This is a genomic window from Micromonospora sp. DT41 (genome assembly GCF_049841715.1).
Lineage (GTDB): Bacteria > Actinomycetota > Actinomycetes > Mycobacteriales > Micromonosporaceae > Micromonospora > Micromonospora profundi.
Window position 1 is genome coordinate 23003 of record NZ_JBNCKU010000019.1, and the last position, 14040, is coordinate 37042.

Here is a 14040-nt window from a genome sequence, read left to right on the forward strand (position 1 = left end):
CAATGCCCCACACGACTGAGCGCGAAACAGGTTCACGACATCTGCCGGTCACCGCCAGGACACTCCGCTGGTCACGCCACCGCCCTCGCCGAGCGCCGCCCACGCGGGCGTTCAGGAGCCGCGGCGGATGCGGCCCGCGTAGCGGGCTTCGAGCTCGGTGTTGTGCGCGTCGCCGTCCGGGATGTTCGCCGACAGGTAGACCGGGGGCCGCTCCCCCGCCGCCAGCAACCGAGCAACCACCTCCACGGTGACCTGTTGGGCCAGCAGTGCCGCCGTGATCGAGGAGACCGCGCCGACAGCGCCACCGCCGGGCAGCGGCAGCGTCGCATCGCCGTACGGTGCGCCGTTGTCGAGCACCACGTCGGCCAGGTCGGCCAGCTTGCGACCGGACGGGTGGCGGGAGGTCATCCGGCCGGAGTGCTGCACGGAGGTGATCGCCACGAGCCCATGCCCCCGCTGCTTGACGAGCGTGGCGAACTCGACCATGGCGCCGTTGACCCCGGAGTTCGAGGCGAGCACGAAGACGTCGGTGGGGCGTACCGGGGCCAGCTCGTAGAGCCGGTGCGCCACCGCCGGGTCGCGTTCCAGCAGCGGGCCGAGCCGCTCGACCGGCTCGCCACCGATAAGCACCAGGTCGCGCAGCGCGATCCGGTTGGTCGGCACCAGGCCACCCGCCCGGCCGGCGATCTCCATGGCGAGGGCCTCCGAGTGGCCCGTTCCGAAGGCGTGCACCACCCCGTCGGCGCGTACGGCGTCGGCGATCAGGTCGGCGGCCCGCCCCACCGCCTCCCGCTGGCTGGCGGCCACCCGGCCGATCGTCTCGGTCACCACTGCCAGAAAGTCGTCGGCGCTCACGCTCATGTGTCCTCCGTCGTCCGGTTGCGGGCCATCCACTGCACCGCGAAGTCGACAGCCGCCCGCTGGCGTACCAACTTCGCAGTCCCGGCGCCCACCGGGCCCACGCGGGCCACGCCGGTGGCCTCCAGGGCCTGGCCCAGCGTGCCGAAGTCGCTCGCGTCGAGCCTGACGTCCTGCCACCACACCCACTCGCGGCCACCGTCAGGTATCCGCACCGCCGCGCCCAGCCGCTCGCGGGCCGGCACGGGAAGGCGGTACTCGGCAAGGTGCAGCGACGTGTTCACGCTGTGGTCCACCCCGAGCAGCAGCACGTCGGCGTCCAGGTCGTAGAGCCGGGCCAGCGGAGACTGTGCGCCGAGCATGTCGGCCAGGCCGTGCCCGGCGACGACCTGCTCGGCGGCCGGGCCGAGCGCCGCGAACGACACCTGGGGATGCGCGCTGCGCAACGCGCCGGGCCAGCCGCGAACCGTCTCGGCGAACACGCCCATGTAGCGGCTGGGGGTGACCGCCGGGTCGAACCCCGGCATCTCGGCCCGGATCAGCGGCCACCAGTCCACCGGAACCGGCGGGTTGCGCCACTGCGCGGGGTCGCTGTTGTCGGGCGTGTGGGTCGGCACCACCATCGTGCCGTCCGGGCCGAGCGCGTCGCGCAGGGCGAGCACCACCGCGTGCGGTCCCCCACAGACGAAACCCAACGGGCGCAGGCCCGCGTGCACAAGCACTGTCGAGCCGGGACGTACGCCCAGCAGGCGCAGCTGCGCGGCGACCGAACGGCGGGTGCCCGGCCCGCCGGGGTACGTCGTCACGGCGTTCCCTCGATCGGCACGGCGCTCAGGCCGTCCCCGCGACCCGGGCCAGGATCGCCTCGGCGAGAGGGCCGGGTGCGGCGTCCGGGATCCAGTGGGTCACCCCGGGCAGCGGTACGAAGCGGTAGTCACCCGTGACGTTGGCGGCGCACGCCTCGGCGGCGGTCCGGCCGATGGCGATGTCCCGGTCACTCCACACGTAGGTGGTGGGCACCGCGACCGGGCCGACGGCGGCCAGGTCGGCCCGGGACATGGCCCGGTACCAGTTCAGCGCGGCGGTCAGGGCACCCGGCTCGCGCATCGGGTCGGCGTAGCGGTCCACCCGGGACGCGTCACCGACCCCGCCGAGCATCTTGCGCAGCGCCGTCGCGTTGAACGCCAACAGCACCTTCTCGGCCTTGCCGGGCTGGCGGAACAGCGCGATGTACGACGAGCGGGCCTTCTGCTCGGTGTCGTTGCCGAGGGCGTGCGCCATGGCCGCCGGATGCGGCACTGACACGGCGGTGAGCGTACGGACCCGCTCGGGGTGCTCGGCCGCCAGCGCCCAGGCCACGACCGCGCCCCAGTCGTGCCCGACCAGGTGGACGGCGTCCAGCCCGAGCGCGTCGAGCACCGCCACCGCGTCGGCGACCAGTTCGGGGATCCGGTAGTCGGCCACCGCCTCCGGTCGCGCGCCAGGCGAGTAGCCGCGCTGGTCCAGCGCGTACGTGCGCAGCCCGGCGGTGTGCAGCACCGGGGCGACCTCGTCCCACTCGCCGCTGTGCTGCGGGAAGCCGTGCAGCAGCAGGACGGGCGCGCCGTCCGGTGGGCCACCGGTGCGTACCTCGAAAGTGAGACCTCGCGCGTCGACCTGCATGATCGTGAGCCTACCCAGCCGGCGGCGGGCCGGCCGGCGCCGGAACTCCCTGCTGGGCCGTAACCCCTGGTCGGTGCTAGCGTCAGCGAGACAACTTCACATCCGACAGGGGAGCGCACAGCGCTGAGAGTGCGGGCATGCCCGCAGACCCTCGAACCTGATCTGGGTAATGCCAGCGCAGGGAGTTCGGTCGACCTCCAGCCGCGCCGCCGTCCGGTGCCACCGGACGCGCGGCGTGCGTCTTCTCCTGGTTCGTACCACTGAACTGGGAGCAACCATGGACAACACCACAAACCGTTGGCGCACCATCGACATCGTGGTCGCCTCGGTGATCGCTGTCGCCTTCGGCGTCATCTTCTGGGCCTGGGGCCTGGTCTGGAGTGCCACCGAGGGCGCGTTCGCCTTCTTCCCGCCGGCGCAGACGCTGATCTACGGCGTCTGGCTGATGCCGGCCGTCGTCGGCGGCCTGGTCATCCGCAAGCCCGGCGCGGCGCTCTACTGCGAGACGGTGGCGGCTGTCGTCTCCGCGCTGCTGGGCAGCCAGTGGGCCGGCACTGTGATCCCCCAGGGGATCGTGCAGGGCATCGGCGCCGAGTTGGCCTTCGCCGCCTTCCGCTACCGGTCGTTCCGGCTGCCGACGGCGGCGCTGGCCGGCGCGTTGACAGGTTTCAGCGCCGCGCTGTTCGACTTCTTCGTCTGGAACGTCGAGACCGAACTTGTCAGCTACCGCATCCCGTACGCGCTGCTCACCATCGTCAGCGCCACGGTGATCGCCGGCATCGGCGGCTGGCTGCTCACCCGGGCCCTGGCCAACACCGGCGTCCTGGACCGCTTCCCAGCAGGCCGCAACCGAGCCCTCGTCTAGCCCTCCGGCCCTGACCCGCCCCCCTCCCGCTTTCTCGCGTTGATCATGAGGTTGACGGGCGGATGGATCTCCCAAGCCCCCGTCAACCTCATGATCACCGGGCAGGTGGAAGGGGTGGCGGGAGGGCGGCGGGGAGGGTTGGGCGGGTCGGTGCGGGCAGGTTGGTTGGGGGTGGGTGGTGAGCGCGGTTGTGTTGCGGGGGTTCGGGTGGCGGCATGCTGGGCGGCGCGCCTGGGCCGTGCGCGGGGTTGACCTGCGTGTGGAGGCTGGGGAGCGGGTGCTGCTCCTCGGGCCGTCGGGGGCCGGCAAGAGCACGCTGCTCAGCGCCCTGGCCGGGCTGCTGCCCGAGGACTCCGGCGAGCAGGAGGGCACCGTCGAAATCGACGGGCTCGACCCACGCAAGGGCCGGGAACGCGTCGGCATCGTCTTCCAGGACCCGCAGACCCAGTTGGTCATGGCCCGCTGCGGCGACGACGTCGCGTTCGGCCTGGAGAACCGGGGCGTACCGACTGCCGAGATCTGGCCCCGGGTCGACGAGGCGCTGCGTCGCGTCGGCTTCCCGTACTCCCGGGACCGCAACACCGCCGCACTCTCCGGCGGCGAGCAGCAACGCCTCGCCCTGGCCGGCGCCCTGGCCCTGCGCCCCGGCCTGCTGCTGCTCGACGAACCGACCGCCAACCTCGACCCGGCCGGCGCCGACCTGATCCGACAGGCGGTGGCCGGCGCCCTCGACGCGGACACCACGCTGATCCTGGTCGAGCACCGGGTCGCCGAAGCGCTGCCACTTGTCGACCGGGTAGTCGTCCTGGAACCCGGCGGCGGAGTCCGCGCGGACGGCCCACCCGAGGAGGTCTTCGCCGCGCACGGCGCCGCCCTCGCCGCCGAAGGCGTCTGGGTGCCGGGTCACCCCATCGCGCCACGGCCGGCCACCGCCGGCCCGGGGGATCTGTTGCTCACCGTCGACCGGCTCGGCCTGCCTCCCCGGCTGGGCCCCACCACCCTTGGGGTACGCGCCGGCGAAGCACTCGCCGTACGCGGACCGAACGGCGCCGGCAAGTCGACCCTGGCGCTGCTGCTCGGCGGTCTACTCAAGCCGGGCACCGGCCGGGTAACCGCGTCCGCCGAGTTGGCCGGGCCGGACCACCGCACTCCCCCGCACCGCTGGCGGGCACCCGCGCTGGCCCGGCGGATCGGGTCGGTCTTCCAGGACCCGGAGCACCAGTTCGTCACGAGCACCGTCTTCGACGAGCTGGCGCTGGGTCCACGCCGAACCGGTCAACAGGAGTCGGCCGTCAAGGAGACGGTGACAGAGCTGCTGGAACGGCTGCGGCTGACCCGGCTCGCCGCTGCCAACCCGTACACCCTCTCGGGTGGGGAGGCGCGGCGGCTGAGCGTCGCGACGGCCCTGGCGACCGCGCCACGCCTGGTGATCTGCGATGAGCCGACCTTCGGTCAGGACCGGCGGACCTGGCGGGAACTTGTCGACCTCTTCGCCGACCTGCGCGACGCAGGGCACGGCATCGTCACTGTCACCCACGACGCGGACTTCGTCGCCGCGCTCGCCGACCGCACCGTCACCCTGGAGCGACAGTGACCACCCGGGGCGCCAACCTCGGCGGCGGCTCTGCCCGACCGCACCGCGCTCGAGGAGCGACCGCGACCACGTGGGGCACCAACCTCGGCGGCGCTGCCCGACCGGGCGACTCAGGAGCGACAGCTACCAAGCGGGGTGACATCCGATGATCAGCATCGAGCCGGTCGCCGCACCCGGCGCGCCGCTGGCCCGGCGCAACCCGGTGGCGAAGGTCGCCGCCGCTCTGGTCTTCTCGTTCACCCTGCTGGCCACCCTGGACCCGGTGGCCCCGGCCATCGCCATCGCTGTGGAACTCGCCGTGCTGCCGCTGTTCGGCATCCGCTACCGGGTGCTTGCCCGGCGGGCCCTGCCTCTGCTGCTCAGCGCCGTCGGCATCCTCGTCACCCTTGTGCTGTTCGCCGCCGACAGATCCGGCCGGGTCCTGCTGGACGTAGGGCCGGTGCTGGTGACCACCGGCGTCCTGCTCACCGCGCTCGGGCTCATCCTGCGGGTGTTCGCGGTGGCCCTGCCCGGCGTGATCGTGTTCGCCACCACCGACCCCACCGACCTCGCCGACTCGTTGATCCAGAACGCGAAGGCGCCGCCCCGGTTCGCCATCGGGGCGCTGGCCGCGTTCCGGCTGGTGCCGCTGCTCGGCCAGGAGTGGCAGATGATCAGCATGGCCCGGCGGGCACGCGGCGTGGATGCCGGGCGCAACCCGGTGGCGAAGCTGCGACTGTTCGCCTCCACCGCGTTCGCGCTGCTGGTCGGTGCGATCCGCCGGGGCACCCGGCTGGCCGTCGCGATGGACGCGCGCGGGTTCGACGCCGACACACCACGTACCGTCGCCCGCCGCCAGCGCTTCGGCCCCGCCGACGTACTCCTCATCGCTGGGGCGGTCGTCCTGGCCGGCGGCGCCCTGACCGTCAGCATCCTGCTCGGCACCTTCCGCCCGCTGATCGGCTGAGCGCGCCGCGCGCCGCTACGCCGCGCTCCAAGATCCGCACAACATCAGGGATGTAGTGCCCTCGCTGCCAGACGAGGCCACTACATCCCTGATGTTGTCGTCACCGTCCGCCGGGCGGCGTCCGCGTCCGCGGGCGACGCGCGGCGGGCGGCGTCCCCGGCACGCGGCACGCGACGCACGGCACGCAGTGGGCGGCCCACGCCGGACAGCGCGCGGCGGGGCGGGATCGGTCAGCTGCGGCGGAAGGCGTAGCGGCGCGGCTGGCCGGCCTGCTGGCTCTTGCCGCCGGAGCGGCCTCCGCCGCCATGCGGCGGTCCGGCCGTCGGCGCCGCAGGTCGCCACGCCGCCTTCGGCAGGTCGGCCACCGTCGGCGCGTCGACCGCGGCCGGCACGTCGACCGGCGGCACAAGCTCACCCAGCGACACCGCCGGCTCGACCAGCGCTGCCGGTTCGATCGACACCGCCGGGTCCACCAGCGCTGCCGGCTCGACAAGCGCCGGCTCGACCGCGAGGCCGAGGTCGGCGCGGGTTGGCTGGAGCGGGCCGTGCTTGGCCGCCGGGTCGGCGCCGAGCGGCGTTGCTCTGGGGGTACGGAACTTCTTCGGGTTGCGCCTGGCAGGCATCCGGGCCTCCTTCGGTGCCGACCGTCACGGCCGGTCCCGCGCTCCGGCGGTCGGTCGGATCGGCTGGTGACCGTCGCAGCTCGACGGTCGAGATAGGGAAGAGACAGCTCACCGGGACCGCCAAGCACCACCGAATGCAGATGGCGAGTACGCGGACGCCCGGGAGCGCACGGACCGCGGCGCGGGGCGGCGGGCCGGCTCGGAAACTGGGCGTCAGTAGCGCATGACCGCACACTATCCGGTGCCGGACTCCGGCACGACCGGTTTTCCCTGGCGCGATCGTGGCGGATGCTCCTGGCGCGATCGGTGGGAGGCCGCGACGCTGGGGAGTGAGTGTCGCGCGGTCGAGCGCCAGGTTGGACATCGGCGGGAGCTGACCGGTACCAGTCAGTGACCGCCTGTCGACCAGCGTTCCCGCGCTGCGCGCAGCGCGATACGGTCGCAGCAGGACCACACGACGGCGAGAGGTGGCAGCACGGATGGCTCAGCAGGCGACAGCGCAGATCGGCGTGACCGGGTTGGCGGTGATGGGTCGCAACCTGGCCCGCAACCTGGCCCGCAACGGTTTCACCGTGGCGGTGCACAACCGTTCACCCGAGCGCACCCGTAGCCTCGTCGCCGAGCACGGTGACGAGGGCACCTTCGTTCCCGGCGAGTCGATGGCCGACTTCGTGGCGTCGCTGGAACGGCCCCGCGCGGTGATCGTGATGGTCAAGGCGGGCGCGCCCACCGACGCGGTGATCGACGAGTTGGTACCGCTGCTGGACGAGGGCGACATCATCGTCGACTGCGGCAACGCCCACTTCGCCGACACCCGCCGCCGCGAGGAGGCGCTGCGCGCGAAGGGGCTGCACTTCAGCGGCACCGGTGTTTCCGGCGGCGAGGAGGGCGCGCTGCTCGGGCCGAGCATCATGCCGGGCGGCTCCGACGAGTCGTACGCCAAGCTCGGGCCGATGTTCGAAAAGATCGCCGCCCAGGTGGAAGGTGTGCCGTGCTGCGCGCACGTCGGGCCGGACGGCGCCGGGCACTTCGTCAAGATGGTGCACAACGGCATCGAGTACGCCGACATGCAGCTCATCGCCGAGGCGTACGACCTGCTCCGGGCCGGTCTGGACGCGAAGCCGGCGGAGATCGCGCAGATCTTCCGCGACTGGAACGCTGGCGAGTTGGGCTCGTTCCTCATCGAGATCACCGCCGATGTGCTCGCGCACACCGACGCGGCCACCGGCCGCCCCTTCGTGGACGTCGTGCAGGACCGCGCGGAGCAGAAGGGCACCGGGCGGTGGACCGTCCAGAGCGCCCTGGACCTGGGCATCCCGATCACCGGGATCGCCGAGGCGACGTTCGCCCGCTCGCTGTCCGGGCACGTCGACCAGCGCGAGGCGGCACGCCGGGCGTTCCCGGACACCGGTGACCAGTGGCAGGTGACCGACCGGGACGCGTTCGTCGAGGACGTCCGCCGGGCGCTGCTCGCTTCCAAGATCGTTGCGTACGCGCAGGGCTTCGACCACATCCGCGCCGGCAGCCAGGAGTACGACTGGAACATCGACCTCGGCGGCACGGCGACGATCTGGCGGGGCGGCTGCATCATCCGCGCCCGTTTCCTCGACCGGATCCGTGAGGCGTACGACGAGCAGCCTGACCTGCCGACGCTGCTTGTGGCGCCGTACTTCGCCGAGGCGGTCGGTGCCGGCGTGCCGAGCTGGCGGCGGGTGGTGGCCGACGCGACCCGGGCCGGGGTGCCGACGCCGGCGTTCTCGTCGTCGCTTGCGTACTTCGACGCGCTGCGCGCCGAGCGGCTGCCCGCCGCGCTGATCCAGGGCCTGCGGGACAACTTCGGGGCACACACGTACCAGCGCGTCGACCGCGAAGGCTCGTTCCACACCCTCTGGGCAGGCGACCACACAGAGTCCCCGGCCTAACCCCCGCCGCCCTCTCCCCGCGATCTTGCACTTTCGGACCCCGGAATGCGGTCTACGTACCGTTATGACGGGGCAGAAAGTGCAAGATCGCGGGAAGCGAGGTCAGGCAAGGGTTGCGTGCATTTCCCAGACCAGGATCTCGGCCGGTTCGTCGGCGGTTACCCGCCGGCCGCCGGTCATGGTTAGTCGGGCCGCGTCGCCGGTGCCTAGCGGGCCACTGCCCTCCAGGGTCACCGTGCCGTTGGGCACGTACAGGTGCACGAAAGGCGCGTCCGGGAGGGTGACCTCGTCGCCGGGGGTGAGCCGGGCGGCGTGCAGGGTGGCGTACCGGTTGCGGATCCTGATGGCGGACGCGCCGTCGTAGCGGTCCATCCCGGAGGCGACAGGCACCAGGCCGCCCCGCAGCAACTCGTCCTCGATCTCCAGCTGCTCGTAGCCGGGATCGACGCCCTGCTCGTCGGGGAGCACCCACATCTGCACGAAGTGCACGGGGTCGCTGTGCGGCTCCTGGTTGTTGAGCCGCCAGGCGTCGTTCTTCTCCGAGTGCAGGATGCCCGTACCGGCGCTCATGCGCTGCGCCAGCCCCGGATAGATCACTCCCGAGTGGCCTGTGGAGTCCTGGTGCACCAGGGAGCCGCGCAGCACCCAGGTGACGATCTCCATGTCCTGGTGCGGGTGCGTCTCGAAGCCGGCGCCGGGGCGGACCACGTCGTCGTTGTTGACAAGCAGCAGACCGTGGTGGGTGTTGGCCGGGTCGTAGTGCCGGGAGAACGAGAAGGAATGCTTGGAATCCAGCCAGGAGATCCGGGTGGCGAAGCGGTCTTCGGCGCGGCGCAGGTCGACCGCAGGTGCGGGCGCGGTCACCAGGCCCGCTGACCGGCGTCCGGGGTCGACGGTGCCCAGGTCAGCGCCGGCTCGCCGGTGGCCAGCTCGGCGATCTCGCCGGTACGCACCTGTGGCGTGTGGCCGAACTCCGCGCAGTGCTGCTCGGCGATCTCGGCGCAGATCTCGGCCACCTGTTCGCAGAGCGGATCACCCAGGTCAGCAGCATTCAACGCCATGATCATCTTGTACCGGAGATCCCGCATCTCCACCCCCGCACGACGGCGTACGTCTCCGCCCGACCCTACCCCCGCCCCACCGCCCCCCACCTCGAAAACAACCCGACCCCCCTGACCCTGACGCCAAAAGCAAACCCGCCCCGACCCGCGCCCCAAGCCCGCACGGCGTCGATCATGGAGTTGTGGTGCCTCACAAAAGCCCTTTATAGCCTTGAATCAGGCACCACAACTCCATGATCGACCGTGCGTGGTGGGGCAGGGCGGACGAGCGGACACGCGGCGTGGGTGGATATGGTGCGGCGCCGCCTCCGCGATGCGGGGGCGGCGCCGGGGTAACAGGTCACCAGAGGCGGCGGCGCTTCGCCTTCTGCGGGCGGACCATGTCGGCGCCCTTGGTGAGCATCCGGGTCAGGCCGGAGGAACCGCGCCGGGCCTCCAAGGTGTGGCTGAGGCGGCGGGCACCGGCCGCGGCCACTGGCACCGCGATCGCCATCACCGCCCACTGTGCAATGCGCTTCTGGATCATGTGGGTTCACCTCCGTCAGTGGCTCGTGACGTCCTGGTACCCACTGTGACGTGCCGGTAAGCCTCTCAGCCGACCGGGGCGACAGGGTTGGGCAGCGCTCCGCCGAAGCGGCGGTCCCGCTGGGCGTACAGCTCGCACGCGTACCAGAGGTGTCGGCGGTCGAAGTCCGGCCAGAGCGTGTCCAGGAAGACCAGTTCGGCGTACGCGGTCTGCCAGAGCAGGAAGTTGGAGATCCGTTCCTCCCCGGAGGGGCGCAGGAACAGGTCCACCTCCGGGATCTCCGGGTGGTACAGGTATTTCGCCACTGTCTTCTCGGTGACCTTCGCCGGGTCGAGCCGGCCGGCGGCCACGTCCCGGGCGATCGCGGCGACGGCATCGCCGATCTCGGCCTGCCCGCCGTAGTTGACGCAGAACTGGAGGGTCAGCGTCGAGTTGCCCCGGGACATCTCCTCGGCGGTCTGCAACTCGGAGATGACGCTCTTCCACAACCGGCCGGGCCGGCCCGACCAGACCACCCGGACGCCGAGGTCGACCAACTGGTCGCGGCGGCGGCGGATGACGTCCCGGTTGAACCCCATCAGGAACCGGACCTCGTCCGGCGAGCGCCGCCAGTTCTCGGTGGAGAACGCGTACGCCGACAGGTAGGGGATGCCCATCTCGATGGCGCCTTCGATGGTGTCGAAGAGGCTGTGCTCCCCCGCCTCGTGCCCCTTGGTGCGAGGCAGCCCGCGTTCCTTGGCCCACCGGCCGTTGCCGTCCATCACCACTGCCACGTGCTTCGGCACCGCCTCGGTGGGCAGCGCCGGTGGCCGGGCACCCGACGGGTGCGGTGTCGGTGGCGTCGGCTCGCGCCGGCCGGCCCTCGTCGATCGGATCACTCGGCTCTCTCCCTGTTCGCACCGTCCACCCCGACCGCACCGTCACCGCGTGGCCGAGGCGCCACGGCCCCGGCCGCGTCGTCCGGCAGCGGGGCCGAGCCGGCCGCCGAGGGACCCCGATCGACCAGCGGCAGCGAGCGTAGCGCGCGTTCCAGGTGCCACTGCAGGTGCGCTGCGACAAGGCCGCTGCACTCCCGGCGTACACCGGTCTCGGTGGCGTCGGCGACCACCCAGTCGCCGGTGGCCAACGCGGACATCAGGTCGATGGTGGCCGGCGCGGGGTGGGCCGCGCCGGGTGGCCGGCAGTCCGGGCAGACCGCGCCGCCGGCCGGCACGGAGAACGCGCGGTGCCGCCCGGGGGTGCCGCAGACCGCGCAGGCGACAAGCGCGGGCGCCCAGCCCGCAAGGGCCATACCCCGCAGCAGGTACGCGTCGAGCACCAGGGTGGTGGCGTGCTCGCCCCGGGACAGCGCCTTCAGGGCGCCCACTGTGAGCTGGAACAGGCGCAGCGAGGGTTCCCGCTCGACAGGTGTCAGTCGCTCGGCGGTCTCGGCGATCGCGCTTGCCGCCGTGTAGCGGGGATAGTCGCCGAGGAACCGCTTGCCGTACAGGTCGATGCCCTCGACCTGGCTGACGGTGTGCAGCGAACTGCCGTGGTTGCCCTTGGGGTCACCGGCGAGTTGGAGGTCGACGTGGCCGAACGGCTCCAGCCGGGCGCCGAACTTGCTTGTGGTACGCCGGACGCCCCGGGCCACGGCGCGCAGCCTGCCGTGCCTGCGGGTGAGCAGTGTGATGATCCGGTCGGACTCGCCGAGTTTCTGCACACGCAGCACCACCGCGTCGTCGCGGTAGAGCTGTCGGCGATACCCGGCCATCGGGCCATTCTCCCTCGGGGTGCGAAATCAGGGTTGGTTCGGGGTGGACGCGCGGACGAACCCCGATGCGGAGGGCGGGTCACCGGCCGTAGCGTCCTCGCCATGGCACCGCAACGGATCATCGCAGCCCCTCGCCACCGCACCACCACGGCCGTCTCATTGGGGTTGGCCACCATCCTCATCCTGCTCGCCGGGTGCGACAACCTGGCCTTCCGGCGGCTCGACTTCGACGACACCGAAGCCGCGAAGATCACCAACATCCAGGTCCGAGGTGGGTCCGGTGACGTGGTGGTCCGGGGCACCGGCTCGGACACCGAGGTACGGATCAAGCGGGTGGTGCGGTACCAGGGCGGCGAGCCCAAGGCACGGTACGAAATCAAGGACAGCGAACTGATCCTCGACAGCGACTGCGGCAACCGGTGCAGCGTCTCCTACGAGGTGACAGCTCCGCCGGGCGTGATCGTGGAGGGTGAGGGAGGCTCCGGCAACGTCGAGTTGAGCCAGGTCGGGGCGGTGAAGCTGCGGTGGGGCTCAGGTGAGATACGGGTGGCCGGGGCCTCCGGGGCGGTCGACGTGGAGACCGGCTCCGGCAACATCGAGCTCAGCGAGGCCAGCACGTCGGTACGACTGCGTGCCGGGTCCGGCAACGTCAACGCCCGCCGGGTCAGCGGTGCCACGGACGCCGAGGCCGGCTCGGGCAACGTCACCATCGAGTTGGAGACGCAGGTCTCGGCCCGGGTGCGCACCTCCAGCGGAAACGCCACGCTGCTGGTGCCCTCCGGCAGCTACCGGGTCCGCACCAGCACCGGTTCCGGCGAGTCGGAGGTCACCGTCGTCAACGACCCGAACTCGCCTGTGGTGCTGGACGGGTCCACCGGCAGCGGCAACGTCACGATCAGCCAGCGTTGATCTCGGTGCCGGAGCGTGGTCGCGGGACAGGCGACCGACCTTCCGGCTCGGCGGTCGCCGGGCTCGACGGGCCTGCGGGCGCCGGGCTCGACGGACCCGCAGTCGGCGGGCTCGTCGAGCCAGCGGTGGGCCGACTCGACGGCTCGATCGGGCTCGACGGGCCTGCGGGGATCAACTCCGGGCGGCGACGGGCGGCGACGTCCTCGACCCAGCCGACGGCCAGAGTGACGAGCCCGACCAGCGCGAAGACGAGCAACACCCGGATGGCGAGCCCCAACGGGTCCTGGTGGGACCAGCCGACGACGTCGACCAGCGGGGTGAGGGCAACCACGAACGGCATGTGCCAGAGGTAGATGGTGAGCGCCCGCCGGTTGACCACCGTCACCGCCCTGTCGGCCAGGCGGCTGCGCTCCAACCAGGCCATCCCCGCCGGCCCGCGACCCAGGGCGATCAGGATGAACGCCGCCGACCAGAGGGCGTTACCGAGGTGGTTGTCGTTGAGGTCGTACCCCCGGGGGCCTGGATGCGCGGCGAGCCAGGCCCCGCCGGCCAGCGCGAGAACCGACGCCAGCGGGTAGAGGATGCGGCCGGCGAGCCGGCGCAGCATGCCGGCCTGGTGGGCGAAACCGAGCATCCAGGCGCCGAAGTACAACCCGAACTCGCGCAGTACCGGCGGGGGCGCCTGGTAGATGCCGGCCTCGATCGCCAGCAGCAGCAGGTACGGGGCGAGCAGTGTGGGCAGCGGGGCCTTGCGGAACAGCCAGAACGCGATCGGCGAGGCGAACACGAACCACAGGTAGTCGCGCAGGTACCAGATGACGCTGAGCGCGAGGGCACCCCAGTTGTTTGCCGGTGGGTCCGCGATCGGGAACAGCCACAGCAGCACCCGGGGTGACAGCGACAGGCCGGTGAACAGCATGGCCGGGACGAAGACCACCGCCACGACCCACAGCGACGGCAGCAGCCGGCGCAGCCGACGACCGACCGCGGCCGGGCCGGAACGGGCGAGCGAGGCCGCCATCAACGACCCTGCCAGCGCGAACATCACCGACATGGCAGGGAAGACGAGGGTGAGGGACGCCCACCCGGTGACGTGGTAGACGACAACACGGACGATGGCCAGGAAACGGAGCAGATCGAGATACCGGTTGCGCATCAGCCTGCATCTGGGTCGGGGAAGCGGGGGGTTGTACTCCCCTACCCTTCGCGGTGTCGCCGCCAAACGGTACCGGCCCCGCCCAAACGTGAATCATCCCATACGCCCGACCGATAACGACTTTGTCCGGTGGCGCACCCATCGCCCGGTCAGCCCTGGCTCGGC

15 protein-coding genes and 1 riboswitch are annotated in these 14040 nt (G+C 71.9%); of the genes, 5 read left to right on the forward strand and 10 right to left on the reverse strand.

What is annotated here, in order from left to right; all coding sequences use genetic code 11:
* Positions 1 to 111 precede the first annotated feature (111 nt).
* From ACLQ23_RS27050 to ACLQ23_RS27060, 3 genes are read right to left on the reverse strand one after another with little or no spacing between them, the layout of a single operon-like run.
* Entirely contained in the window at positions 112 to 861 is a 750-nt protein-coding gene (locus tag ACLQ23_RS27050) for a sugar isomerase domain-containing protein (protein WP_425881338.1), read from the reverse strand.
* The gene (locus tag ACLQ23_RS27055; RefSeq protein WP_355632313.1) at positions 858 to 1664 is read right to left on the reverse strand and encodes an aminoglycoside N(3)-acetyltransferase; all 807 of its coding nucleotides are present in this window, start codon (positions 1662 to 1664) and stop codon (positions 858 to 860) included. The genes ACLQ23_RS27050 and ACLQ23_RS27055 overlap by 4 nt, the downstream gene beginning before the upstream one ends.
* Positions 1665 to 1689: 25 nt before the next feature.
* Entirely contained in the window at positions 1690 to 2520 is an 831-nt protein-coding gene (locus ACLQ23_RS27060; RefSeq protein ID WP_425881339.1) for an alpha/beta fold hydrolase, read from the reverse strand.
* 97 nt (positions 2521 to 2617) lie between these two features.
* Positions 2618 to 2722, forward strand: a riboswitch (TPP riboswitch).
* 75 nt (positions 2723 to 2797) lie between these two features.
* On the opposite strand from ACLQ23_RS27060, the gene ACLQ23_RS27065 reads away from it, so the two are divergent.
* The 3 genes from ACLQ23_RS27065 (at position 2798) to ACLQ23_RS27075 (ending at position 5925) form a co-directional block, all read left to right on the forward strand.
* Positions 2798 to 3385: an ECF transporter S component gene (locus ACLQ23_RS27065; RefSeq protein ID WP_425881340.1), complete on the forward strand. Its 588-nt coding sequence runs from the start codon at positions 2798 to 2800 to the stop codon at positions 3383 to 3385.
* 178 nt (positions 3386 to 3563) lie between these two features.
* Positions 3564 to 4979: an ABC transporter ATP-binding protein gene (locus tag ACLQ23_RS27070; protein ID WP_355596039.1), complete on the forward strand. Its 1416-nt coding sequence runs from the start codon at positions 3564 to 3566 to the stop codon at positions 4977 to 4979.
* A 145-nt stretch (positions 4980 to 5124) separates the two neighbouring features.
* A complete protein-coding gene (locus ACLQ23_RS27075) occupies positions 5125 to 5925 on the forward strand; it encodes an energy-coupling factor transporter transmembrane component T family protein (protein WP_355632308.1) in 801 nt (266 codons plus the stop codon).
* A gap of 230 nt (positions 5926 to 6155) precedes the next feature.
* On the opposite strand, the gene ACLQ23_RS27080 is transcribed toward ACLQ23_RS27075, so the two are convergent.
* Complete coding sequence (locus ACLQ23_RS27080; protein ID WP_355633178.1) at positions 6156 to 6548, reverse strand: hypothetical protein; 393 nt, start codon at positions 6546 to 6548, stop codon at positions 6156 to 6158.
* 479 nt (positions 6549 to 7027) lie between these two features.
* On the opposite strand from ACLQ23_RS27080, the gene gndA reads away from it, so the two are divergent.
* Entirely contained in the window at positions 7028 to 8470 is a 1443-nt protein-coding gene (gene gndA, locus ACLQ23_RS27085; RefSeq protein WP_355596034.1) for an NADP-dependent phosphogluconate dehydrogenase, read from the forward strand.
* Positions 8471 to 8572: 102 nt separating this feature from the next.
* Here the strand turns inward: gndA and ACLQ23_RS27090 are convergent, their stop codons facing one another.
* The 5 genes from ACLQ23_RS27090 to recO all read right to left on the reverse strand — a co-directional run bounded on the left by ACLQ23_RS27090 (position 8573) and on the right by recO (position 11810).
* Complete coding sequence (locus ACLQ23_RS27090) at positions 8573 to 9334, reverse strand: pirin family protein (protein WP_425881341.1); 762 nt, start codon at positions 9332 to 9334, stop codon at positions 8573 to 8575.
* Positions 9331 to 9558 carry a thioredoxin reductase gene (locus ACLQ23_RS27095; protein WP_355596030.1) on the reverse strand — a complete coding sequence of 76 codons (228 nt, stop codon included), beginning with the start codon at positions 9556 to 9558 and terminating at the stop codon, positions 9331 to 9333. The genes ACLQ23_RS27090 and ACLQ23_RS27095 overlap by 4 nt, the downstream gene beginning before the upstream one ends.
* A gap of 313 nt (positions 9559 to 9871) precedes the next feature.
* Complete coding sequence (locus ACLQ23_RS27100) at positions 9872 to 10057, reverse strand: hypothetical protein (protein WP_355596028.1); 186 nt, start codon at positions 10055 to 10057, stop codon at positions 9872 to 9874.
* Positions 10058 to 10122: 65 nt separating this feature from the next.
* Positions 10123 to 10935 carry an isoprenyl transferase gene (locus tag ACLQ23_RS27105; RefSeq protein WP_425881342.1) on the reverse strand — a complete coding sequence of 271 codons (813 nt, stop codon included), beginning with the start codon at positions 10933 to 10935 and terminating at the stop codon, positions 10123 to 10125.
* Complete coding sequence (recO, locus tag ACLQ23_RS27110) at positions 10932 to 11810, reverse strand: DNA repair protein RecO (RefSeq protein WP_355596024.1); 879 nt, start codon at positions 11808 to 11810, stop codon at positions 10932 to 10934. Before recO ends, ACLQ23_RS27105 begins: the two co-directional genes overlap by 4 nt.
* Positions 11811 to 11912: 102 nt before the next feature.
* Here recO and ACLQ23_RS27115 point away from each other — a divergent pair, with 102 nt between their 5' ends.
* Entirely contained in the window at positions 11913 to 12719 is an 807-nt protein-coding gene (locus ACLQ23_RS27115) for a DUF4097 family beta strand repeat-containing protein (protein WP_355596022.1), read from the forward strand.
* On the opposite strand, the gene ACLQ23_RS27120 is transcribed toward ACLQ23_RS27115, so the two are convergent.
* Positions 12706 to 13875 (reverse strand): acyltransferase family protein, encoded by a 1170-nt coding sequence (locus tag ACLQ23_RS27120; protein ID WP_355596020.1) that lies wholly within the window; start codon positions 13873 to 13875, stop codon positions 12706 to 12708. The genes ACLQ23_RS27115 and ACLQ23_RS27120 overlap by 14 nt on opposite strands.
* Positions 13876 to 14040 lie beyond the last annotated feature (165 nt).